The sequence below is a fragment of the Acuticoccus sp. I52.16.1 genome, from assembly GCF_022865125.1.
Classification (GTDB): Bacteria; Pseudomonadota; Alphaproteobacteria; order Rhizobiales; family Amorphaceae; genus Acuticoccus.
Genome location: NZ_CP094828.1, coordinates 4846155 through 4870389, shown reverse-complemented (window position 1 = coordinate 4870389; position 24235 = coordinate 4846155). Strand labels below are relative to the sequence as shown.

Genomic DNA, 24235 nt, shown 5'->3' with positions numbered 1-24235 from the left:
CCTCCCGTTTCGTTGTTATGGGTCTTGTCGTTCAGGTCGCCCCGTCGAGCACGGTGCCCTCCGGCGCACCCATCTGCTCGATCGCCGAGAGGAGCCGCGATCCGGTGAGCAGCGACGCCCCCGTCGCGGCGCACATCTGCGGCAAAATCATCCACTCCAGCGCCCAGGAGACGCCCGAACGCTCCTGCTCGTGCATCAGCGACTGCGCGAAGCCGCCGAGCTGCGCGGCATTGAACCGGGCGAGCGTGACGAGAAGCTCGCCGTCGATCGGGTTCTTCTTGTGCGCCATCGCCGAGGAGGCGCCGCCGCCGGCGAGGCGGATCTCGCCGATCCCCTGCTGCGCCATGAGGAAGACGTCCTCGCCGATCTTGCCGAGCGCCGCCGAAATCTGCGTCAGCCAGCCGACGTAGGCGCCGAGGCCGTCGCGCGCGGTGTGCCAGGCCGCGCCGGGGTCCGCGAGACCGAGCGTGCCGGCCATGTGCGTCGCGATCGCGTCGCCGTGCCCGTTCCAGCCGCGCCGCGTGCCGACCGGGCCGCCGAACTGCACGATCTCGAGGCGTGGCCGCAGGCGGACCAGCCGCTCGCGTTGGCGCTCCAGCGGCAGCGACCACTCGCGCAGCCGGTCCGCCACGGTGATCGACAGGGCCGCCTGCATGCGCGTGCGCCCCATCATCGAGCGCGAGCCGTGCGCCCGCGCCAGCGCCTGCAGCTTGGAGAGGATATCGATCAGCCGCGCGTCGAAGAGGTTGTTCACCTCGACGAGGGTCAGCGCCAGCGCGGTGTCCATGATGTCCTGGCTGGTGGAGCCGAGGTGGACATAGCGCGCGTTCTCGCCGGCGGCGGCCTTGATCTGGGCGACATAGCGCGGCAGCGGGATCCCGTCCTTGACCGTCCCCGCGGCGAGGTCGGCCATGTCGGGCCGGAAGCGCTCCAGCATGGCGCAGATCGCGTCGGCCGCCCCCTTCGGCACCAGCCCGACCGATTCGGCCCCGCGGGCCAGCGCCATCTCGACGAGGTTGTAGCGCGCCAGCGTCGCCTCGGCATCGAACGCGGCCGCCACCTCCGGGTCGCCGAAGAGGCCCTTCAGCAGCGGGTCTTGGAAGACGCTGATCGACATCAGATATCCAGGAACACGGTTTCGGCTTCCCCTTGCAGGTGGATGTCGAACACATAGACCCCGTCGCGCCGTTCGGCGACCAGGGTGTCGCGGCGCACCTTCTGCTCGATCCGGCCGAGCACCGGGTCGTTGGCGTTCGCCTCCGCCTCGTCGGGAAAATACATGCGGGTGTGCAGGCCGATGTTGATGCCGCGCGCGACGATCCACAGCGCGACGTGGGGGGCCTGGACGCGCCCGTCCGGCCACGGCACGCGTCCGGGCTTGATCGTCTCGAACGTGAAGACCCCGTCGGTCCCCATGGTCGCGGCGCGGCCCCAGCCCTTGAACTTCGGGTCGGCCGGCCCGCGCGGCTCCATCGGCGAGTTGTAGAGCCCGTCCGCGTCGGCCTGCCAGATCTCGACGATGCCGTCGAGCAGCGGCGTGCCCGTCCCGTCGATGACGCGGCCGCGGATGGTGATCCGCTCGCCTTTGGCGCCGTCTTCATAGAGCGGGCCGGATCCCAGATCCTGCGGATAGACGCCGTCGAGGCCCGCGAAGGTCGGCACCGCGCCGATGTGGACGTAGGGGCCGGCCGTCTGCGACGGGGTCTCGCGCAGCCTCGCCATCAATTCCCCTCCAGCTTGTTTTCGAACGGTGTGGAGCGGCGACCGCGCAGGACGATGTCGAACCGGTAGGCGCGCGCGTCGAACGGGACGGTGTTGTCCATGTCGAGCGTCGCGGTCAACAGGTCGGCCGCCTCCGGGTCGGGCAGTGTGCCGACGATGGGGCACTGCGCGATCATCGGGTCGCCCTCGAAATAGAGCTGCGAGATGAGCCGCTGCGCGAACCCAGAGCCGAACACCGAGAAGTGGATGTGCGCGGGACGCCAGTCGTTGGCGCGGTTGGGCCACGGATAGGCGCCCGGCCGCACGGTGCGGTACCAGTAGTAGCCGTTCTCGTCGGTGATGACGCGCCCGCACCCGCCGAAGTTGGGATCGAGCGGGGCGAGGTAGCCGTCGCGGATGTGGCGGTAGCGCCCGCCGGCGTTGGCCTGCCACACTTCCAGCAGCGCCCCCGGCACCGCCTTGCCGTCCCCGTCGACGACCCGGCCGTGCACGATGATGCGCTCGCCGATCGCGCTTTCGCCGGGCGCGGCGTAGTTGACCGCGAGGTCATGGTCGTCGGGGCCGAGCGTGGCGTGGCCGAAGACCGGCCCGGTCGCCTCGGTCAGCGAGTTGGTGAACGAGACCAGCGCCAGCCGCGGCGAACGCAGCACGCTCGTCTTGTATCCGGGCGCGTAGGACGGCGGATGCGCGTCGAGATCGCGGGGGACGAAGGGCTTGGCTTCGGTATAATTTCGCATGACGGTCAGGCTTCGGTGTCCGCGTTCAGCGTCGCCTTGGCGAGCTTGATCGCGTGATTGGCGGCCGGCACGCCGGCATAGATGGCGACATGCATCAGCACCTCGGCGATGTCCTTTTCGCTGGCGCCGGTGTTGCGGGTGGCGCGCAGGTGCATCTGGAACTCGTCCCAGTGGCCGAGCGCGGCGAGCAGCGCCAGCGTGATCATCGAGCGCTCGCGCATCGGCAGGCCCCCGGAGGACCACGTGCGGCCCCAAGCCGCCTCGGTGATCATCCGCTGGAAGGTCTCGTCGAAGGCGGTGATGCCGGCGGAGGCACGATCGACGTGCGCCTCCCCCAGCACCTTGCGGCGGGTGGCGAGGCCGGTCTCGTAGATGTCGTCAGGCACCGGCGATCCCCTTCTCGGCGATGAAGCGCGCGATCGCCCCGGCGAGCCGGTCCGGATCCTCGACGCACGGGATGTGTGCCAGCCCCTCGAGCTCGACGTATGTGCCGTCGGCGATGCCCGCGACGGTTTCCTTCAGCAGATCGGGCGGGGTCGCCTGGTCGAGGCTGCCGGCGATCCCCAGCGTCGGCACCGCGATGCGGCCGGTCTCGGCCGTGAGGTCGGTGTCGCGTAGGAGCGCGCAGAGCGACGCATAGCCGGCGACGGGCTGGCGCTCCAGCATCGCGCGCATCCCGTCGATCACGTCGGCGGCGCCGGCGCGGAAGGCGGGCGAGAACCAACGCTCCATCGTCGCCTCGCCCAGCACCGCGAGCCCCTGCGAGCGCACGGTGGCGATGCGGGCCTCCCAATCGTGCCGGGCGCCGATGCGCGCGCCGGAGCAGGTGAGGATCAGCCCCGCCACCCGGTCCGGATGGTCGAGCGCGAACTTCAGGACGATGAGCCCGCCGATGGACAGACCGCACGGCACGACCTTGTCGAGCTTCAAGGCGTCGCACAGGCCGGCGAGGTCGTCCGCGTTGGTCGCGACGTCGCCGGAGGGCGAGAGCGTGGACAGCCCTTGCCCGCGCGTGTCGTACCGCAGGATGCCCCATGCGGCCGGCAGCGCGGCGACGACGCCGTCCCAGATGCGCATGTCCGTTCCCAGCGAGTTCGAGAACGCGATCGTCGGCGATCCGGCCTCCGCGGGCCGGTGGTCCACGTGAAGCGTCGCGCCGTTGGTTTTTATGAAGCGCATGTTTCCTCCCAACGCGTTGGCGAGATTGCCATCATCGCCCGCAGATAGGAAATGACATTCTGAGCCGGATCCATAACAATAATGGTATGAATTCACCCAGCCGCCTGCGCCTGCGCCACCTGGAAGTCTTCGTCGAGACCGCCCGTCTCGGCAGCGTCAGCCGGGCGGCCGAATGGCTCAACCTCACCCAGCCCGCCGTCAGCCGCACCCTGCGCGAACTGGAAGCGACGTGCGGCGCACCGCTGGTCGAGCGCTTCGGGCGCGGCGTGCGGCTGACGGCGGGGGGCGAGGTCTTCCTGCGCCACGCCATCGCCGGTCTCGACGCGATGCGCGGCGGGGTGGCGGCGGTGGCCGGCGAGCGGGACGCCGCGCCGGTGCGCGTCGGCGCGCTGCCGACGGTGGCGACCGCGCTGGTGCCGGACGCGGCGTGGCGCTACCTGCGGCTCAACCCGTCGGCGCGGCTGTCGATCGCGTCGGGCGAACAGGACATGCTGATCGACCGGCTGCGCCGCGGCGGGCTCGACCTCGTGGTCGGCCGCCTGCCGGCGCCGGAGGACATGGTAAGCCTCGCGTTCGAGCCGCTGTCGCACGATTCGGTCGTCTTCGTCGTCGCCGCGCGCGACGTGGAGCGCTTCCGGACCGCCCCGCGCGAGGCCCTCGGCGACGTCGTCACCCTCCTGCCGCCGGCGGGGAGCATCATCCGCCCGGTCGTCGACCGCCTCTTCATGGAGCTTGGCCTGCCGCGCCCGCGCCACGTGATCGAGACTGTGTCCGACAGCTTCGGCCGCGCCTTCCTGCGACGCTACTCGGCGGTGTGGATCATCTCGTCCAACGTCGTCGCGCCCGAACTCGCGGCAGGCGAGTTCGCCGCCCTCCCGCTCGACACCGCGTCGACCCTCGGCCCCATCGGTCTCACCACGCGCGCGGGCGACACGTTGTCGCCCGACGCCGCCGCCTTCGCCGACAGTTTGCGCCGCGCGGCCCGCGAGCGCCAGACCAGCGCCGCCGCTGCCGGCGCCGCCGGATAATACCGCCGGTCGCCGCGCCCTGCCCGCTTCATGGCACGATCACGCCAACCCACGGTATGCTCGCGGCATGTTGAATAGGGCGTGAGCACCCCCCTCCACCACGTTGGGTGCAAGGCGCGTCCATCAAAAAACATCACCGCGCCATCAGGAGACGATCGCATGAGCAAGACGATATCCTACGCCGCGCTCGCCGGTGCCGTGGCCGCCGCCGCGTCGATGGCCGCGGCCCCGGGGCTGGCCCAAGCCAAGGAGAAGTGCTTCGGCGTGTCGCTGGCCGGCGAGAACGACTGCGCGGCCGGCCCCGGCACGACGTGCGCGGGAACCTCCACGGTCGACTACCAGGGTAACGCCTGGACCCTGGTGCCGGCGGGCACCTGCGCCGACACCGAGTTGCCGGGCGGGCGCGCCGGCGCCACCAAGGCCGAACTCGACGCCGGCGGGTTCGAAGGCCTGGCGCGCGACCTCCCCGACGGCACCGACGCCGCCAAGCTGAAGCCGGTCGCCCAGCCCGCCTGACGCCGGTCTCGTTTCACGCCGTGCCGCCTCGCCGGAGGCGGCACGGCCGGAGGTGCCATGGACATCATCGACGCCACGATCCCCGCCCGCGCCGGCATCGGCTTCAAGCTCGCCCACGCCGACGCGCTCCTCGCCGATCCCACCGCGGTCGGCTTCGTCGAGGTCCACGCCGAGAACTATATGGGCGAGGGTGGCCCGCCGCACCGCGCCCTCGCCGCCGTCCGCGAGAAGCTGCCGGTGTCGCTCCACGGCGTCGGCCTGTCGATCGGCGGCGAAGGCCCGCTCGACGCGGCGCACCTCGCCCGCCTCGCCGCCCTCGCCGCGCGCTACGACACCGGCCTCGTCTCCGAACACCTCGCCTGGTCCACCCACGAGGGCGCCTACTTCAACGACCTCCTGCCGGTTCCCTATACCGAGGCGGCGCTCGCCCGCGTGGTCGCCCATATCGACCAGGTGCAGGAAGCGCTCGGCCGGCCGATGCTGCTCGAGAACCCGTCGAGCTACGCCGCCTTCGAGGCCTCGACGATGGACGAGGTGACGTTCATCCGTCGGATCGTCGCGGCGACTGGGTGCGGCCTGATCCTCGACGTCAACAACGTGGTGGTGTCGGCGGTCAATCTCGGGACGCCGGCCGAGGCCTATCTCGACGCCTTTCCGCTGGAGGCGGTCGGCGAGATCCACCTCGCCGGGCACGCCGAGGAGGTCGACGCCGCCGGCGCCCCCCTCCTGATCGACGCGCACGACCGCGAGGTCGGCCCGTCGGTCTGGGCGCTCTACCGCGCGCTCATCGCCCGGATGGGCCGCCCGGTGCCGACGTTGATCGAGTGGGACAATGCCGTGCCGTCCTTCCCGGTGCTCGCCGCGGAGGCGGCCAAGGCGGACCGGACGATGGCCGCCGCCCTCGCCGATGCATCCGACGCGCGGGCCGATGTCGACTGACAGGGAGATCTTCGAGACCGTAGCGGCGCCGGACGCAGCCACCGAAGCCGGCTTCGTCGCCGCGCTCGCCCGTCGCGGCGGCCCCGTCGCGGGGCTGGTCGACGGGCACGGGTGCCCGGCCGGCGACCGCTTCGCCGTTTACCGCAACAACGTCGCCCACTCGCTCGCCGAAGCCCTGGCAGCGACCTTCCCGCAGACACGCCGGCTGATGGGCGCGGACGACTTCCGCGGCGCCGCGATCGCCTACGCCGCCGCGCACAGGCCGCGCAGCCCGGTGCTGCTCCGTTATGGCGACGCGTTCGCCGATTTCCTCATGCGCCCCGGCCACCTCGCCGCGCACGTCGGCGAATGCGCGCGACTCGAGTATGCGCGCGTCGCCGCCTTCCACGCCGCCGACGCCGCCGCGCTGCGGCCCGAGCGCCTCGCCCTGGCGCCGGCCGCGCTGGCTGCCCTGACCCTCGCGCCGCACCCCGCGGCCCGCCTCGTCGCGACGCCGGGCGGCGGTCACGGCGCATGGCGTGCGGGGAGCCCGTGCAGCGCCGCTGCCGCCCTCGTCACCCGGCCGGCGATGGAGGTCCACGTCGCCCCGCTCGACCCCGCCGGCGCCACCTTCGCCGCGGCGCTCATGGCGGGCGAACCGCTCGCGCAGGCCGCGGCGGTCGAGGGCCTCGCCCTCGCCGAGACGCTGGCCGCCCTCCTCGCCGCCGGCGCCTTCGCCGACCGGCCATGACCGCTCGATCCACCACCGCGCGATCCACGACCGCGCGATCCACCACCGCGCGATCCACCACCGCGCGATCCGCCACCGCGCGACCGACGACCGCGCGACCGACGACCGCGCGTCCGACGACCGCGCGACCGACGACCGCGCGTCCGACGACCGCGCGACCGGTGCGGCACCGCCCGACCATCACCAAAGACCCGAGGACCGCGACATGCTGGTGCGTCTCCACAACTCCGTCTTCCGCTCGGCTGAACGGCTGTTCGGTCCCTGGCTGCTCGGCACGCTCGGGCGGATCGTCTTCGCGGGGGTCTTCCTCGTCTATTTCCTCAACAGCGCGCGCACCAAGCTGGGCGACGGCGTGTTCGGCTTCCTCACCCTCAGCGACGGCGCCTACGTCCAGATCCTGCCGCTGACGTTCGAGGCCGCCGGCTACGACCGGGCCGCCCTTTCGGGGCTCGACGTCGCGATCGTCGCCGCCGGGACCTATGCGGAGATCGTCCTGCCCATCCTGATTGTGGTCGGCCTCTTCACGCGGCTTGCGGCGCTCGGCATGATCGGCTTCATCGCGGTGATGACGTACGTGGACATTCGAGGGCATACAGTCGATGCGACGACGATCGGTTCCTGGTTCGACAACGTGGCGACCTCGGCCATCGCCGACCAGCGCGCGCTATGGGCCTACCTCTTGCTGACGCTGGTGATGACGGGGCCCGGCCCCATCTCGCTCGATCGGTTCTTCACTCGCCGAGGTCACTTTTGATTTCCTTCGCTTCCGACAACTGGGCCGGCGCGTCCGAGCGCGTCATGGCCTGCCTCGCGCAGGCCAACGCCGGCCCCGCCCCCGCCTACGGCAACGACCCCTGGACCAGGCGCGCGAGGACCGCGCTCGCCGCGCTCTTCGAGCGGGAGGTGACGGCCTTCTTCGTCGCCACCGGGAGCGCGGCCAACTCGCTGGCGCTGGCGGCCTACAGCCGGCCGGGCGGCGTCGTCCTCACTCACCGCGATTCGCACATCGCCCGCGACGAAGCCGGCGCGCCGCTTCAGTTCGCCCCGCAGCTGATCGACACGCTCGACGGGCCGGGCGGACGGATCGACCCGGCCGCGCTCGCCGCCCGCCTGGCCGACTATCGGCCCGCCAACGTGCACAACGGGCGCCCGACCGTGCTCAGCCTCACCAACGTCACCGAGGCCGGCCAGTGCTACGGCGCGCAGGAGGTGGCCGCCCTCGCCGCGATGGCCAAGGCGCAGGGCGTCGCCGTGCACATGGACGGGGCGCGCTTCTTCAACGCGTTGGCGCACCTGGGCGTGTCGGCCGCGGACCTGACGTGGCGCGCGGGGGTGGACGCCGTGTCGCTGGGGCTCACCAAGGTCGGCGGCTGGGCGTGCGAGATCGTCGTCCTGTTCGACGATGCGCTCGCCGAGGACACCGCGTACCGCCACAAGCAGGCGGCGATGCTGTTTTCCAAGAACCGCCTCGCCGCGGCGCAGGCCTGCGCCCTGCTGGAGGACGGCCACGCGCTCGACCTCGCCACCCACGCGAACGCGATGGCGGCGAAGCTCGCCGCGCGGCTGGCCGCGGCCGGCGCCCCCGCCGCCTACCCGTCGCAGTCGAACGAGATCTTCGTCTGGCTGAGGCCGCAGATGGCCGAGCGGCTGCGGGCGGCCGAGATCACCTTCGCCCCCTGGGCCGACATGCGCTCCGCCCACGCGCCGACCGCACCGGCCGACCTGCCGGGCGCCGGCCTCCACCGCTTCGTGGCGAGCTTCCGCACCACGGACGAGGAAATCGACGCGGTCGCTCGGACGCTCGGCGCCGACGACTGACGCCTCCCGGCCGGAGCCCTCCGGCGGGCGTGGCGCGGGCCGGCGCCCGGGGCGGGGCGGGGCGGGCCGGGGGCGGGGCGGACGTGCGACGCAAAAAAGGCGCCCCGGTCTCCCGGGGCGCCCCGACGACGACAACTCGGCGTCTGGCCGTCAGGCCACGTTACGCGGCCTGGGCGTCGATCGCCTTGGGCTGCCCGGCGCCCTCGATCGCGATGGTGCGGGGCTTCTTGGCCTCCGGAACCTCGCGCCGAAGCGAGACGTGGAGCAGGCCGTGATCCAACGACGCGCCCGTCACATGGACGTGATCGGCGAGCTGGAAACGGCGCTCGAACGCACGAGCGGCGATACCACGATACAGGAAGTTGTCGTTTTCGCTCTCGGTCTCGGCCTTCTGACCGGTTACGGTGAGGGTGTTTTCCTTCACCTCGACGGTGAGCTCGTTCTCGGTGAACCCGGCGACGGCCATGGTGATCCGGTACTCGTCATCGGCGGTACGCTCGATGTTGTACGGCGGATAGGTCTGGGTCTGATTCACGGCCGACGCATTGTCGAGCAGCGAGAACAGGCGGTCGAAACCGACGGTGGAGCGATAGAGGGGGGTGAGATCGAATTGACGCATTGTGTCCTCCATGAGAAGCAACGTTTGCGATACTGCCGAACGGCCAGTATCCCAGTCTTCGGTGCGGCCCCGAGTGTGGCGACCGCACCGGTGATTTGGTGGCCCCCCGTACCCTCTTCAAGACCTTTTCGTGTGGAGTGACAGTGGCCGGACCTGCGAGTTGGGGATCCATCGACCTCGGCGGAACCATCGGAATCCTGAACGCCGGCGCCCCGCTGCGCCTGGCCTTCTGGCCGGGTGCGACGGAGGGTCCGGGGACCGTCATCCTGGTCCAGGGCCTGGGCGAATTCATCGAGATCTACGGCGAGACGGCGGCCGACTTTTGCCAGCGCGGTTTCGCGGTCGTCGCCTATGACCACCGCGGCCAAGGCGGCTCGAAACGGCCTCGTCAGAACGGCGGCCACATCGGCAGTTACAAGGCTTATGCCGACGATCTGAGCGCCGTGGTGCGCTTCGCCGCGCAGCAGGGCCTGCCGCGCCCGTTCTACGTGGTGGCCCACTCCATGGGCGGGCTCGTCGCCCTCACCGCCGCCCCCCGCCTCGCCGACGAGGTGGAGCGCATGGTCCTCCTCGCCCCGGTGCTGCAGATCTCGCAACTGCCGCTGCCGGCCGGGCTGATCGGATTGATCGGCGGCGCGGCGGCTCTGTTCGGGCTCGACCGGATGCGCGTGCGCCGGTCGCCGGAGGGACCGACTCCGTTCGAGGAGAACCGCATCACCAGCGACCCGCAGCGCTACCAGCAGCTGCAACGCCTCGCGGACGCCAACCCGGACCTCGCCATCGCCGGGCCGACGCTGGGCTGGGTGCGGGCGACGATCGCCGCGGGCCGCAGGGTCCAGCGCCAGGTGGGGTTGCCGCTGCCGATCCCCTCTTTGTTCGTCGCCTCGGGGCGGGACGAGATCGTGTCGACCCCGGTGATCGACCGGTTCGCCCGGTCCGCGCCGGGTGGCGGCGCGGTGCTGATCCCCGGCGCACGCCACCAGGTGCTGCTCGAGCGGGACGAATTGCGCGACCTCGCCTTCGCGGCGATGGACGCCTTCATCCTCGACGCCCCCCCGGCCCGGAGCCGCGCGCAGGGTGCCGCGCGTCGTTCGTCGCGCCTCGGCCGCGCCCTGCGTTTCGACGCCGCGCCGGGCGCCCGCGTCGCCCCGCCACCGGTGATGCCGCGCGCGCGCATCTCCGCCGCCCCGGCTCCGACGGCCGCCGCCGCCACCATGCCGACAGCGGCCGCCGCCGCGGCGCTCGCCCCCCGCGCGGCGCCGAAGGCCCCGGCTACCGCCGAGGCATTCGTTCCGCCCCGCCCCGCCCCTCCCGCGGCACCGTCGACAGCAGCGCCTGCGACCGTGGCGAAGACGACGCCCGCCACGAGTGCGAAGACGCCGGCCGGCTCCGAGGAGATGGCGACATTTACCCCCGAGGGGGATGGCTCCGTGCCGTTCGCCGCAGCGGCGACGGCCTCCGCCGGTATCGACGCGGCACCGAACGGCGCCCGAGGGATGCCGGGTGCAGTTCCCGGCGCGCGTCCGGCCGCCTCACCACGACAGTCATCGTCGCCACAGTCATCGCCGCCGTCATCCTCGCCAGAGACGTCCCCACCGGTGGCCTCGTCGCCAGAGGCGTCGCCCTCGCCCGCCGCGCCTCCGTCCCCCAGCGAGGCGGCCACGGTGTCGACCCCCGCGATGCCTGCGGTGTCCCAGCCCGCGGCCGCCGATGTCGCGCCACCGCTGCGGGCGGAGCCGAAGCCGGCGTCCGACGACGCCGCCCGGACTGCGCCCCCCGCAACGCTGCCGAAGTCGGCGGAGGCCGCCTCGGCGACGGCGACACCCGGCAGGACGCCCCCGCCCGAGGGGACGAAATCGGGCGCCACCTCCGGCGAAGGCCTTCCGGCCGCGACCTTCCAGGCGGGCTCGGAGCGGCTGCGCAAGCGGCTTCTGGCGCGCAAGAGCATGGCGGCCGAATCCCGCCCGCGCGCGCGCTCCAGCGGCAAGCCCGCCGCAGAGCCCAAACCGGAGCCGAGCGCCACCGAGTTGATCGCAGCGGCCCAACGCGTCGTCGCCGATACGGCGCGCAAGACCCCGCCTCCCCGGACGCCGACGAAGGCCGAGGCCAGGATCGACCCGAAGGTCGAGCCGCCGCGGCGCGCAGACGCGGCTGCCTCACCCGGCTCCGAGGCCCCACCCCCGGCCGCGCAGTCCGCAAAGGCCGAAAGCGGCCGCCCCGGCGTGCCGCCGTTGGATCCCGTGGTCGAGAAGCGCCGCGCCGCTGCCCGCGCCTTGCGCCGCCAGAAGGCCGCGGAGCGTCAGTCGGGCGACGAAACGCCCGCGCCGGGCGCCGATACCGCGAAGGCCGCCGCCGCCCCGCAGGCGCCCCCTCCGCGGGACGTGCCGACCGCCGCGGGGCGCGACAGTGCGCCCGCCCGCCCGGCCGCGGCAGCGATCGGATCCGCGAAGGCTGCGGCACCCGAGGGGGTGACGCCGCCGCACGCCGCCCCCGACGGTGAGGCCCAGCGCGCACCGCATCGGGCGAGCGCCCGAGCCGCCGCCGCACCGAGCACCGAACCCGCTTCGACCACGCCGCGCGCCCCGACCGCGACCCACGCGTCGTCCACGGCCGAGAACCGAGGCGGACACACGGTTGCGCCCACGCCGAAGGCCGCCGCCAGCGGAACGTCCGCAAACGGCGCGCCAGAGCGACCCGCCCCGGCGGCCGGAGGGCCGATCCCGGAATCGCCGTCACCGTCGACCCGCGTCGGCGCCGGCGAAGCCGCTCCCGCTCCGGTCGCGCCGCCAGCCGGCCGCGCGGAGCCCGGCACGGCCGCGCCGTCGACCTCACCTGCGCCGCCCCTCCAGGCCGGGACGCCCGCCGGAACTCGGACAGCGCCCCCGCAACCGGCCGGCACCAGCGCCCCCGTCGCCACGACACCGTCCGTCAAGACACCCACCGAGCCTGACGCACCTCACGCGAAGCCGGACAGGGTCGCCAAGGTCGCAGCCAGCGAGACGCAGCCCGCGCGTGCCGCCGCCGAGGCGCCGCCGGCCGCTGGCGTGCCGACGCCGCGCGAGGGGGCGCCGCGCGAGGGGGCGAAGCCGGGCGGAGCGCGTCCCCCCGCGACCGCGGCCGAGCCCCACGCAGCGGACGGCACCTCGCCTAGCGGGCATTCGGCGCCGGATGCCCCTGCGGCGAGACCGACCGTCCCGGAGGCGACGACGCCGCCGGCCGGGCAGAGCGGGGCGCAGCGTTCGCGCGAGCCATCGCCCGCTGCGCCGGGCAATCGTCCCGCTGCGCCCGCGCCGCGCCCGATGTTCGTCGCGGCGAAACCCGGCACCACCACGGCTCGCCCGGCCGTGCCGGAAGCGCCCCGACCCGCCGCCGCGCAGCAGCACACCGCGCCGCCTCCGCACGAACCGGCCCCGTCCGCCGCACGCGTGGACGCCGCGGTGCCACAGGACGAGCCGAGCCAAGGGATCGTCCAGGAGCCCGAGCCGTCGATCCCGCCGATGCGGGCCGAGACGCCGTCGCCTGATCACCGCCCGTTCGGCGAGGTTCACGGCAATTTCGACGCCGGCACCGCCCAGGCGCCCGGCTTTGCCGAGAGCCCGATCGCGACCGACGAGGACGCCCCGACCTTCGGCGACCCCACCGTCGGCACCGCGATGGACGGCTCGGTCCCCATTCCGGGGGGCGAGTTCGCCAACGACGCGCTGCCGGCCGGGTTGGAGGACCTGAGCGGCGCGCACGGCCTGTTCTCGACCGACTGGCTCGGCACCCATCACCCCGTCGCCCTCGGTTCGCATGGCGACGATGCGCGCGGCGGCGATGTGCGCGGCGGCGACGACGCGATGGTCTGGGTCCCGCTGCCCGGGCGCCAGGCCGCGAGTGCCGCCGCCCCCGCCGAGCCCGGCCCGTTCCGTGCCATCGACGAGCCGGCGCCCGCCGCGCCCCAGCCCGAAGCACCGGAGGACGACGACGAGACGCCGCATCGCCCGCGCGGCCCCATCCGCCCCGGCCGGCGCCTGTTGCCGTCGCGCCAGCGGCTACCCCGGCGCCGCTGACATGGCCGTCTGGGAGACGATCGGACAGGCGGTGCAATCGGTCGGCGCGGTCGGCGCCGACATCTTCGATCGCATGCGCGGCGTCACCGGCTCCGGCCCGCAGAGCCGCCAAGCCGACTTTTCGATGGCCGTCGTCGCGCTGGCGGCCAAGATGGCCAAGGCCGACGGCGTCGTCACGATGAGCGAGGCCGCCAGCTTCTGGAACCGGTTCGACGTTCCCGACAGCGCGCAACGGCCGATCCGGCGCCTGTTCGACCTCGCCCAGCAGGACGTCGCCGGGTTCGAGGCCTATGCGCGCAAGATCGCCCGGCTCTTCCCCGACGACGACGCCGTGCACGAGGACATCCTCGACATCCTCTTCACCATCGCCGCCGCCGACGGCGTGATCCACGAGAATGAACTCGACTTCCTGGAGCGCGTCGCCGAGATCTTCGGCGTCGACGGGGTCATGTGGAGCCGCATCAAGGCGCGGCACCTGGAGCCGGACGGCGACCCGTTCGCGGTGCTCGGCCTGGCGCGCGACGCGGACCGGGCGACGATCACGCGCCGCTATCGCGAGCTGGTGCGCGAGCATCACCCCGACCGCCTCATCGCCCGCGGCGTTCCTGAGGAGTTCGTCCGCATCGCGACCGACCGTCTCGCCGCGATCAACAGCGCCTACGACGCGGCGATGGCCCACCTGTCATGAGGACGGCCACGGCCCAGCGGCGCCTCGGCGACGGGCGCCCGGTGCGCTGGGTGCCGTCCCCCAATCACAACGAGCGCAAGGGCGTCGCCGCGCCCGACATGATCGTCATCCACTATACCGACATGACCAGCGCCGAGGCCGCCGTGCGCCTCCTGTGCGACCCGGACGCGAAGGTCTCCGCGCACTACCTCATCGGCGCCGACGGCGCGGTCGTGCAGATGGTCGAGGAGGATCGGCGGGCGTGGCACGCGGGGGTGAGCGCCTGGTTCGGCGCGCGCGACCTCAACAGCCGCTCCATCGGCATCGAGCTCGACAATCCCGGCCACCGCCCGCACGCGCCCACTTTCCCCGACGTTCAGGTGGAGGCGCTCCTGGCGCTGCTGGCGGACCTGCGGGCGCGCTGGGCGGTCCCGCCATGGAACGTCGTCGCCCACTCCGACATCGCGCCGACCCGCAAGATCGACCCCGGCGAGGCCTTCCCCTGGCACCGCCTCGCCTGCGCCGGCCACGTGCTGGCGGCCGAGCCGGCGGCGGGCGATCAACCCACGGGCGACATCGTGCCGCCGCTCGTCGAGGTGCTGGCGGCCTGCGGCTACGTGCTGGAGAGCGGCGACGACCCGGCGCCGGTGATCAACGCCTTTCACCGCCGCCATCTGCCCGAGCGGGTCGGCCGGGACGCCAGCGGTACGACGCTCGCCGCCGCGCGGGCGCTGGCGGACGCGCTCGCCGCCGCGCGCGCCGTCTGGACGAGGCGGGACGATGCACAAGCTGTGGACAAGCCGCTCCGCGTAACGGCCGGCGCGCCGGCGTCCTGCGTCAAATCGGGCTGACTGAGCCTGACTTTTCGGCCCATTTCGCGGTGTGACGCTCTTGTGTCGGCGGCGCCGTCTCCCTATAACGCCCGGACCGGCTGGTCCGGCCCTGCGCGCCCTTCGTCTATCGGTTAGGACGCCAGATTTTCATTCTGGAAAGAGGGGTTCGACTCCCCTAGGGCGTGCCAAAATTCCCCCCGATTGCGTGCGACAGCGGCTCGGACGCCCCGTCTCGGGCGCGCGCCGGGGCAGCGATTTGCGACGACACCCAACATCCGACGCACCTCTCAGGCACCTCTCCGTGACCGCGCGGTCGACGCATCGGCTGGCGGCGGCTCGCAGCGTCGCGGCTCAAACGCCCGGGCGGCGACGCTGGCCCCCGCCGCCGGAGCCTAGAGCACGTTCAATGAACTTGCGTTCACCGCCCGCGCTCCAGACGTTTGGTATGCGCGCGTTCCGGGCGGAAAACCGGCTCCACTTTTCCTGAACGCGCTCTAGAACCGGTATTCCAGGCGCAGGCTTCCTGATTGGGTGAGGTAGTCCTTGCCGGACTGCAGGTCGTATTCGACCTTCAAGTCGAAGTTCTGCGGGGCATAGATCTCGGCGCCGAGGCGGAGGCGGCCGAGGACGTCGGGCGCGTCGCTCTCGACCTCGAACGTTCCGGCACCTTCCGGCGCACCGACCAGACCGGCGTGCGACGCGTAACCGTCCTGCGAGAGCAGCACCAGCCCCGCTGCCGCATAGGGGCGCAACCGCCACCCGTCGCCGAGATCGATCCGCCCGCCGGCCTCCAGCATCGGCGAGACGCCGATCGTGACCTCGTTCTCCTCCTCGAGACTGAGCGCGACGCCCGGCGGACCGCTCTCGGTGTGCTGCGGCAGGTGGCTGAACAGGACGTCGAGATCGGCAAAGGGGCGGAGGTAGACCCTGTCGAACGCGAACTCGTAGGCGGCGCGCACCCGGCCGCCGACCGTCAACACGCTGGAGTCCCCGTCGAGGCGATAGGTGACACCGCCGACGGTCGCCATCCTCGCCTCGTCGTACCAGTTGTAGCCGACGTTGGCGCCCGCGGCGAAATACCAGGGGCCCGCCGAGCGCTTGAGGGCGACGCCGCCGTCGATGCTGTCGCCGGTGCTGCTGCTACCGCCGCCGGAGGCGCTGTCGAACCCATAGGCGCCTGTCGCTCCGAGGTACCAGCCGTCCGCGATCTCGGCCTGGCCGCCGATGCGGAAGCTCATGGCGTCGCGCCGATAGCTCGGCTGGCCCCAGCGATTGGCGACGCCGCCGGACACGTTCGCCCAGGCGCATTCGTCCTCGCCGAGCAGCGTCCCCTCGTCGACGAAAACGGGGCAGCTGAACGTGGCGTCCAGCGCTTCGCGGCTCGCGAAGATCTGGTCGCTGGCATGGGCGGCCCGGTTCTCCCCGGAGAGGTTTTCCAGCAAGGCTTGATAGTCCGGCCCCGACGCGACCCCGGCCAGGGTCCCGAAGAGCGGCGCCAGCGCCGCCGATCCGCCGACATCCCACGTGCGTTGCAGGTAGGCGCCGACCGAGGCCGCGTTGTCCGGCAGCGCCGCCGCTTCGGATTGGAAACGGGCATCGGGCGTGAGGGATAGGGTCGCGGCATCGCGCGCCACCTCCCAATCGACGAGGAGCGAGGAGAGCGCCGTGGCCTCCGTTGTGAGGGTGCCTGCCGAGATCACCGCATAGCGGCCGGGCAGGAGGTTCGCCGCCACCGGGGCGATGGTGCCGTCGACGCGCGCGGTCCCGCCCACCGAGAGGCTGTCGCTCGGTCCGTCTTCGGCGAGGACGTCGATATCGATCTCGAGCGTGCCGCCGCGCTCGTGCGTGAAGTCGCCGGCGATGGCGGTGGTGCCGATCGTCCCCGCGCCGAAGGGCGACAATATCCCGGTGTTGGTGAACCTGGCCGCGCTCACCCTGGCGCCGCTCTCGAAGAGCCCGGCGTTCGCGACGGTGCCGCGCAACCGGGCGGGACCATCGTGGGCGCTCAGCGTGGTGGTTGCGGGAGCGGCGCGCGTTCTCCCGCTCGCAGTGAGGTCGACGCTGCCGGTGAGAGTGCCCTCGTTGCTCAGCGACGTGATGCTGTCGTAGGCCACCACGGCGGTGCCGGAGGTGCCGTCCGCGGTGGTGACCGTGCCGCCGGCGTCGATGGTGATCGTGTTGCCGGCGGACGGCTCGAGGGTCGTCCCGCCGGGCGATACGCCGCCCGACACCACGATGCCCGCCGCCCGTCTTCCGGTACCGCCCGAGACGGTGCCACCCACCGCGATCGCGATCGCGTTCTGCGTGATGGCGTTGCCGCTCGACTGGGCGAAGATGCCGATCGCCCCCGCGCCGCTCGTGCTGATCGAGCCTCCGGTCTGGTCGACCGTGATCGCTCCACCGCTGCCGAGCTGGCCGGGCGCGGTCCGGGCGTTCCCCGCCACCAGGGCGGACGCGCGGCCCAACGCGCCGCCGGCACCGCCGATGGATTGGAGGAACAGGCCGTGCGCGTTGGCACCGGACGTCGCGATCGTGGCGCCGGTCGTGATCGACACCGCATTCGCCGCGGAGGTGGCCGTGCCGGACGCCGCCACGTTGACCCTGCCGACCCTGAGCGCCTGGGACGTATCGCCGGCCAAGCCGCCGCCGCCGCCGATCGATTGGGCGAGAACGCCGAACGCCCCGTCGCCGTAGGTGGTGACGTCGACGCCGCTCGATAGGTCGATGCTGACCTGGCCGCCCGTACCGCTGGACGTTCCGTCACCATAGCCGACGCCCGCGACGTTGTCGGACGAGGCGGCGACGAGGCCGCCGCCGCCGCCGATCGACTGTGCCGCGATGGCGATCGCGCGCGCACCGGTGGTCACGATAGACCCCGCGCTCTTGGCGATCGCGACCGAGCCGCCGTCGCCGTTCGAGCCCTGCTTGCCGCCGACGTCGAGGGTGAAGTCCGACGGATCGCTCCAGTCGCTTCCCGACACCGTGACGCCGACGCGGGAATTGCCGAGGCACAGCGTCGCACTGTAGCGCTGCTTGCTGTTGGCGGCCGAGTTGGTGCAGCCGGCGCTGGCGTGCCCGCCGCCCGCGCCGATCGACTGGGCGAGGACCGCGTAGGCGTCGTCTCCGGCGGTCGACATTGCGCCGCTGTCGATGACGTCCACGCTGCCCCCGTTGCCGGAAGCGCCGTCCGCCAGCGTCGCGCCGCCGCCGATCCCGATGGTGGTGGAGTTGTCGACGGTGCCCTCGCCGGCGCTGCCGCCGCCGCCGCCGATCGACTGCAGCAGGAGCCCGTGCGCCGAATAGCCGGAGGTCAGGATGGTGCCCGTGTTCGTGACGGTGACCGAGCCACCGTCGCCGGCCGCCGCACCGTAGCCGCCGACGGAGACATCGGCGGAATAGGTCCCGCCCGCGCCTTTGCCCTTGGCGGCGTTGGAGGTCGAGGTTGCGGCGCCGCCGGTACCGCCGCCGCCGCCGATCGACTGCGCCTCGATGCCGAAGGCACGGGCCCCGAGGGTGGTGATGGTGCCGGAATTGGTGACGGCGAGGGTTCCGCCATCGCCGCCCGCCCCGCCGAAACCGCCGATCGCGAGGTCCGCCGAATAGCTCGCCGACGGCGCGTTGAGCGCATTCTCCACCTGGCCGGCGGTGTCGATGGTGGCGGCCGCGTCGGACGTGCCGGCCACCCCACCGCCGCCGCCGATCGACTGCGCCAAGATGCCCACGCTGTCGCCGCCCATCGTAACGCCGAGGTTGGCCGCGTTGGTGTAGACGGCGCCGGTCGAGATGGTGCCGTGATTGGTCACGGTGACGTCGCCGCCGGCGCCGGCGGCCCCGCCGCTCCCGCCGACGCTGGTGTTGATTTCGTAGTTGTCGCCGCTCGCTGCGGCCTGGCCACCGCTGCCGACGCCACCGCCGCCGCCGATGGACTGGGCAAGGATGCCCTGCGCGGCGGGTCCCACGGTGATGATCGTCGAGCCGGCCTGGTTCGTCGCCATGACGGTGCCGCCGGATCCGCCGCCCCCGCCGCTCCCGCCGATCCCGAACGTGGCGGTGACGGAGGTGCCGGTTTTGCCGCCGAGGTTGGGGCTCGATGCGCTGGCGTTGCCGGTGCCGCCGGTCCCGCCGCCGCCGCCGATGGACTGGGCGAGGATGCCGGTCGCGGACTGGCCGAAGGTGTAGATCTGTCCGTCGCAACCGGGACACTCGGCCGAGGCGCCGTTGGTGACCGTGACGGCGCCGCCGCTGCCGCCGATCCCGCCGGTCCCGCCCAGCGCGGCGCTCAGCTTGATCGACGGCGCGCCGCCCTCGATGGCGTAGCTCGCCGCGGTGGAATCGCCGCCGTTGCCACCGCCTCCCCCCACCGACTGGGCCAGAATGCCATAGCCGCCGTCACCGCCCGTCCAGACCTCGCCGGAGTTGGAGACGCCGACCCCGGCGCCGTCCCCACCGCCGCCGCCGGTGCCGCCGCTGGCGAAGCTGGCCGCGAAGCTCACCGGGATATCGTCGGACGGAAGCGACAGCGACTTGGCGGTCGCTGCCCCCCCGGTGCCACCGCCACCTCCGACGGACTGGGCGAGGATCCCGATCGCGTCCGCCCCGTCGGGCGACTGGGTCGCCGCAATGCGATAGCCGCATGCGACGGTGCCGGGATCGGCGCAGCCGGTATAGATGTGGTCGTTGTTGTAGACGGTGACGGCGCCGGCTTGCTGGCCGTTGCCGCCGCTTCCGCCGACCGCGAGCGAGACCGACAGCACCCCGGCGCTGTAGGCGTTCGCCGCACCGCCGTTGCCACCGCCCCCCGCGACCGACTGCGCCACCACACCGTGCGACTGGTTGCCGGCGCTGGTGATGACGTAGCCGTTGGTCACGGTGACGCTGCCGCCTTCGCCGCCGTCGCCACCCGTCCCGCCGATGGAGGTGCTGATGGCCAAGCCCACCGAATCGCTGTAGCCGCCGTTGCCGCCCCCGCCGCCGACCGACTGGGCGATGACGCCGGCCGCGAAATCGCCGTAGGTGGCGATCCCGCTTCCCGGCGCGTCGGAGAGGCTGACCGACACGGCGCCGCCGTCGCCGCCGGTGCCGCCGGCGCCGCCCGTCGGCACGAAGATGCCGGAGGCGTTGCCGCCGTTGCCGCCGCCCCCGCCGACCGATTGCGCCAGGATGCCGATGGCGCCCTTGTCGTAGGTGGTGATGGGGCTCGCCCCGGTGGTCGTGACGGTGACCGTGCCGCCGTCGCCGCCGGTCCCGCCGCTGTCGCCGACGAGGATCGGCGCCGAGGGGCCGCCGGTCGTGCCCCCGCTGCCGCCGAGCGATTGCGCCAGGATGCCGATGGCGAGGTTGCCGCCGCCGGTCCCGTCCCCGGTCACGATCGTGCCCGAGTGGGTCACGCTCACGGTGCCGCCGTAGGCGCCGGTGCCGTCGAGACCGCCGACATAGACGCCCGAGGCCGGAGTGGTGGCGTCGGCCCACTGGGCAGCCTGCGCGATGTTGATGATGCCGCCGGCTCCGTTGCTGGCGGCATAGATGCCGAACGCGGAGCCGCCGTTGGTCGTCACGCTGCCGGTATTGACGACGGACACGGTGTTCTGCGCCCGAATGAGCGGGGCCGGCGCATAATTGCCGAAATCGCTGACACCGCCGCTGTTGCTCGTCATGACGGTGGACCCGCCGGCGGAGAGCGCGAGGATGCCGATGGCGAGCGAGCCGGAGGTTTCGATGGTGCCGCCGTTGGTCACGCCGACGGCACCGCTGTAGCCGCTGCCCGCGGGGCTGACGACGGAGGATTGGAACGGTCGCAGGATGTCCGGGCTGCCGGTGCTGATGGCGGCGACGCCGATGCCGAACGCGCCGTTGCTGTTGACGCTGATGCTCGCGCCTTCCTCGATCGTGACACTGACGGGGCCGCCGGAAATGGCGCTGGTCACGTTGGATTGGGCGGACGGGCCGACCGAACTCGCCGCCAGCACACCGATGCCGCTCGCCCCCTCGAGCGCGATCGTCGAGCCGCCGTGCAGCGTGACGTCGACCGAGCCGCCGGATCCCGAGATCCCGGGTGCGGAGCCGACGCCGTGCCCGGTGTCGAGCCCACCGTCGCCGCCGATCGAGAACGCGCCGATGCCGATGGTGTTGATCGCCGATCCGGTGATGGTCCCGTAATGGTCGACGCGAATGGCCCCGCCGGCGCCGGAGTTGCCGTAGAGATTGGCGTGGTCACCGGAGGTCAGCGCGCCCGGCGCCCCACCCCGCGACACGGCCAGCATGCCGACGTTGGGCATCAGCGTGTCGGCGGTGTTCGAGATCGAGATGGTCCCGGTGTTGGTGAGATCGATGGTGCCGCCGTCGCCGCCGTCGCCGGCGAAGTCGTCGTCGTGGGTCTTGTTCGCGGCACCATTGCCGCCGAGCGAATAGGCGGCGATCCCGGCGAGGGAGACGACGCCGGTGCCGTTGCCCGACACCGAGAGGGCGCCGCTATGGGTCATGGTGACCGCGCCGCCGGCCCCGGCGTTGAAGTTGGCCGCGTTCGGTTCATCGTCGGCGATGCCGGGCGCCCCTTGCGACAGCCCCACCACGGCCCCGCCTCCCGAGCCGCCGAAGACGAACTGCAGACCGTCGTTCTCGGTCCCGACGATCGTCGTCAACGGCGGGCCGCCGACCGCGTTCGTCCAGGTGAGGTCCGCGGTGTTGGTCACGGTGACCGACGAACCGTCGGTCCAGATCGGCAGGAACTTGTAGGTGTCGTTGGGCGGCTGACCGAAGGAGCCGTAGAACAGCATGTAGTCGTTGCCGGAGGACGCGCCGACGCCGGAGACGTTGCCGCTCAGGGCGTAGATCGTCGACGGCGAACCGAAAACGTCCTGCCCGTTCGAGTAGGATGCGGTGAACGGCAGGGCGCCGCTCTGCGACACGTCGTTCTGACAGGTCGCGAGCTGGGTGACATAATCCGTGCCGCCCTGCGTTGTCTGGGTGCAGTCGGCACTCTGCGGATAGAGGACCGGGTTCTGGACCTGGGCGTGTGCGGCTTGGGTGAGCGCGATCCCCGCGCCGGCGACGCACGCCGTCAGGACACGTCGGCCCCGGCGGAGGGCCGAGAAGAAGCGGAGGCGCAATCCGTCGTCGGCCATCAAGTCCCCCTCCCGACGGCCAGCGTTCCGGCGGATGCTTCGATCGTTTCTATATTGGCAGCAGGAAAGCAGAACTTCCCTCGCCAATACATTCATCCAAAATCATTTTTCCGGAATGTGACCGTGGCGCTACGCCGCCCGCCGCGCGGCACGGAAGGTCGCCGTGTCCGCGCACACTCCCGCCGACGCGCAAGCCGCGCCGACCTCGCCGCGAAGGCGGTGACGGTCGACCGGCCGGGCTCAGGCGCCGGTCAGCGGCCGGGCGCGGGCTCACCGGAGAGGGTGAGGTCGTGGCGGGGGCGGCTCCAGTCCCTCGCCATATCGGCCGCGCGGTCGACGTCCTCGGCGAGCATCCGGCGCTCGGCGACGAGTGCCTCGGCCGCGGCACGGATGGCGGCGACATAGGCCTCCGCGGACCCGTAGCGCGCGAGGATCGACGGGCGCGGGTCGCGGAGCTGGGCGCGCTCGTCGTCATCCTCGGGGAACGGCAGGGTGGACCCGGTGATGCCGAGCATCGCCCCGTACCCGGCGCCCCGCCGGCGCACCGACCAGCCGACGTAGGTGGCGAGCGGCGCCTCGACCATCGGCGCGCGCACGCCCGCGACGTCGTTGCCGTCGGCGTCGACCGCCGGAACCAGCACGGGGTAGCTCTCCCCCTCGACGATGCGCGGCGGCTCGTGAGCGATGATGCCGCGCTCGACCTCCGGCCCGAAGTCGAGCCGCTCCAGCGTGGAGGGGCCGCGCGGTGTGACGACGCCGGGGATCGCCGGGAAGGCGACCCGCCACGTGTCGACGTCGACCAGCGTGCCGCCGGCCACGGTCGGATAGCGGCTCGCCGGCGGCTCGGTCCCCTCGCTCACCCAGGCGTCCAGCGCATCGAGCGTGGCGCGGAAGAAGGCCGACGTCGCCACCACGTTGATCGGCTCCAGGGCGAGGCCCGTCGTCGGCGTCGCGGTCGGCGAGGCGAAGTGCTGCGAGGACGCCCAGAGGTAGACGCGCACGTTGTCCGGCGGCGCGAGGTCCCGCCCCTCGGTATCGGTCACCACCAGCGAGGCGCGGCGGTGCCAATACTCGGACGCGGTGTCGGTGTGCATCACTTTCGGGTCGGTCTCGGGCCGCTTGCAGATGCCGTCGGTGATGCCGGTGAAGTGGTCGGTCGAGACCGCGTAGGCGAAGGGGAAGCGGTCGGCCGGGGTGAAGTGGTTCTCGTGCTCCTGGCCGGGCAGTAGGACGACGTTGGCGAAGCGGTGGTTCATCCACATCTTCCCCGCCCCGGCGACGTGCGGCAGCACCCCGTCGAAGACGCGCCGCCCGCCCGCGTCGTTGAAGCCGAGGTGGAGGAAGTCGCGGATGCAGCGGCCGGTCTGCGAGCGGCCCCAGGCGTAGGCGGTGTCGACCGTCACCGGCGACGGGTTGCCGGCCGCGTCCGCCGCGCCCGACTTCAGATGGTCGACGAAATCGCGCACCGCGACGTGGGCGAGGCCCAGGATCCGCGGGTCCTTCGCCTGGTACACCAGCTCGTAGATCCAGCCCGGCACGAAGCTTTCGGGGAGATGGATGTGGCTGTCGGACGGGATGACGGCCCGTTCCATCCCCTGATTGTCGACACCGCCGCCGCGGTCGACCCGCGCGAACGCCCAGCGGTCCGGCGCGATCTCCTCCCGCTCGCTCATCGCGAAGCGGCGGCGGGTGAGCCGGGCCTTCGTGGTGTCGAGCGAGGCGGCGGGGTTGGAGCGCGTCGAGATCAGCGTGGACAGCGGGAAGGTCGTCGTCCCCTCGGCGACGGCGATATACTCGGCGCGGGTGACGCCGGTGATCGGCTCGCCGCCGTCGGTCGCGACCGGAACGTCGAGCAGCATGCGTCCGTCGCCCGGGAGGAGATCGCCCTGCCAGCCGAGCCAGGCGATGGTGTAGCCGCGGCGCATCAGGAAGCCGTTGCCGGCGTCGGCGAGCGTGCGCAAGTCGTTGGAGGCGGGCGCGTCGTTGAAGAACTGGAGCGCGCGCTTGTTGCCGCGGTTGCCGTAATCGAAGAAGAGCCGCCCGTTGCCGCGGGCGGGGTCCGCCGGGCGCAGGATCGTCACGTCGGCGGACAGGGCGACGAGGCCGTCCGCGTCGCGCGGCGCGTAGGCGATGTCGGTCACGGCGGCCTGGGCGGGGTCGGCCGGGTCGATGCGGAAGTCGACGCGGCCGTTCAAGAGCTCGTAGGCGCCGGTCTCGGCGAAGGGCGCCCCGTCCGCGAACGGGACCGTTTCATGGATCGTGATGGTCAGCATG

17 protein-coding genes and 1 tRNA gene are annotated in these 24235 nt (G+C 72.6%); 10 read left to right on the top strand and 8 right to left on the bottom strand.

Annotation, left to right across the window (positions count from 1 at the left end):
* Nucleotides 1-31: 31 nt before the first annotated feature.
* From MRB58_RS21740 to pcaD, 5 genes are read right to left on the bottom strand one after another with little or no spacing between them, the layout of a single operon-like run.
* Complete coding sequence (locus MRB58_RS21740) at nt 32-1117, bottom strand: 3-carboxy-cis,cis-muconate cycloisomerase (RefSeq protein ID WP_244779172.1); 1086 nt, start codon at nt 1115-1117, stop codon at nt 32-34.
* A complete protein-coding gene (pcaG, locus tag MRB58_RS21735; protein ID WP_244779171.1) occupies nt 1117-1722 on the bottom strand; it encodes a protocatechuate 3,4-dioxygenase subunit alpha in 606 nt (201 codons plus the stop codon). The genes MRB58_RS21740 and pcaG overlap by 1 nt, the downstream gene beginning before the upstream one ends.
* A complete protein-coding gene (gene pcaH, locus MRB58_RS21730) occupies nt 1722-2459 on the bottom strand; it encodes a protocatechuate 3,4-dioxygenase subunit beta (protein WP_244779170.1) in 738 nt (245 codons plus the stop codon). The genes pcaG and pcaH overlap by 1 nt, the downstream gene beginning before the upstream one ends.
* A 5-nt stretch (nt 2460-2464) precedes the next feature.
* Nucleotides 2465-2845, bottom strand: a complete 381-nt coding sequence (pcaC, locus tag MRB58_RS21725; RefSeq protein WP_244779169.1) for a 4-carboxymuconolactone decarboxylase — start codon at nt 2843-2845, stop codon at nt 2465-2467.
* Nucleotides 2838-3638: a 3-oxoadipate enol-lactonase gene (gene pcaD, locus MRB58_RS21720; protein ID WP_244779168.1), complete on the bottom strand. Its 801-nt coding sequence runs from the start codon at nt 3636-3638 to the stop codon at nt 2838-2840. Before pcaD ends, pcaC begins: the two co-directional genes overlap by 8 nt.
* A gap of 86 nt (nt 3639-3724) precedes the next feature.
* Here pcaD and pcaQ point away from each other — a divergent pair, with 86 nt between their 5' ends.
* From pcaQ to MRB58_RS21690, 6 genes are all read left to right on the top strand, one after another.
* Nucleotides 3725-4666, top strand: a complete 942-nt coding sequence (gene pcaQ / locus MRB58_RS21715; RefSeq protein ID WP_244779167.1) for a pca operon transcription factor PcaQ — start codon at nt 3725-3727, stop codon at nt 4664-4666.
* Between the two features lie 159 nt (nt 4667-4825).
* Nucleotides 4826-5182, top strand: coding sequence for a DUF2282 domain-containing protein (locus MRB58_RS21710; protein WP_244779166.1), 357 nt, complete (start codon nt 4826-4828; stop codon nt 5180-5182).
* A 57-nt stretch (nt 5183-5239) separates the two neighbouring features.
* Nucleotides 5240-6121 (top strand): DUF692 family multinuclear iron-containing protein, encoded by an 882-nt coding sequence (locus MRB58_RS21705; RefSeq protein ID WP_244779164.1) that lies wholly within the window; start codon nt 5240-5242, stop codon nt 6119-6121.
* Nucleotides 6111-6851, top strand: coding sequence for a DNA-binding domain-containing protein (locus MRB58_RS21700; RefSeq protein ID WP_244779162.1), 741 nt, complete (start codon nt 6111-6113; stop codon nt 6849-6851). The genes MRB58_RS21705 and MRB58_RS21700 overlap by 11 nt, the downstream gene beginning before the upstream one ends.
* A 205-nt stretch (nt 6852-7056) precedes the next feature.
* On the top strand, nt 7057-7605 hold the full coding sequence (locus tag MRB58_RS21695) for a DoxX family protein (protein WP_244779160.1): 549 nt from the start codon (nt 7057-7059) through the stop codon (nt 7603-7605).
* Nucleotides 7602-8669, top strand: coding sequence for a low specificity L-threonine aldolase (locus MRB58_RS21690; RefSeq protein WP_244779158.1), 1068 nt, complete (start codon nt 7602-7604; stop codon nt 8667-8669). Before MRB58_RS21695 ends, MRB58_RS21690 begins: the two co-directional genes overlap by 4 nt.
* Nucleotides 8670-8829: 160 nt before the next feature.
* On the opposite strand, the gene MRB58_RS21685 is transcribed toward MRB58_RS21690, so the two are convergent.
* A complete protein-coding gene (locus MRB58_RS21685; RefSeq protein WP_244779156.1) occupies nt 8830-9288 on the bottom strand; it encodes an Hsp20 family protein in 459 nt (152 codons plus the stop codon).
* 143 nt (nt 9289-9431) lie between these two features.
* On the opposite strand from MRB58_RS21685, the gene MRB58_RS21680 reads away from it, so the two are divergent.
* The 4 genes from MRB58_RS21680 (at nt 9432) to MRB58_RS21665 (ending at nt 15028) form a co-directional block, all read left to right on the top strand.
* Entirely contained in the window at nt 9432-13340 is a 3909-nt protein-coding gene (locus tag MRB58_RS21680; RefSeq protein WP_244779154.1) for an alpha/beta hydrolase, read from the top strand.
* Between the two features lies 1 nt (nt 13341).
* Nucleotides 13342-14028 (top strand): DnaJ family molecular chaperone, encoded by a 687-nt coding sequence (locus MRB58_RS21675; RefSeq protein WP_244779153.1) that lies wholly within the window; start codon nt 13342-13344, stop codon nt 14026-14028.
* Complete coding sequence (locus MRB58_RS21670) at nt 14025-14858, top strand: N-acetylmuramoyl-L-alanine amidase (protein ID WP_244779152.1); 834 nt, start codon at nt 14025-14027, stop codon at nt 14856-14858. The genes MRB58_RS21675 and MRB58_RS21670 overlap by 4 nt, the downstream gene beginning before the upstream one ends.
* A gap of 95 nt (nt 14859-14953) precedes the next feature.
* Nucleotides 14954-15028, top strand: a tRNA-Glu gene (locus MRB58_RS21665).
* Between the two features lie 306 nt (nt 15029-15334).
* Here MRB58_RS21665 and MRB58_RS21660 read toward each other — a convergent pair.
* Nucleotides 15335-22057 carry an autotransporter outer membrane beta-barrel domain-containing protein gene (locus tag MRB58_RS21660; protein ID WP_244782090.1) on the bottom strand — a complete coding sequence of 2241 codons (6723 nt, stop codon included), beginning with the start codon at nt 22055-22057 and terminating at the stop codon, nt 15335-15337.
* A gap of 155 nt (nt 22058-22212) precedes the next feature.
* A complete protein-coding gene (locus tag MRB58_RS21655) occupies nt 22213-24234 on the bottom strand; it encodes an alpha/beta hydrolase domain-containing protein (protein ID WP_244779151.1) in 2022 nt (673 codons plus the stop codon).
* Nucleotide 24235 lies beyond the last annotated feature (1 nt).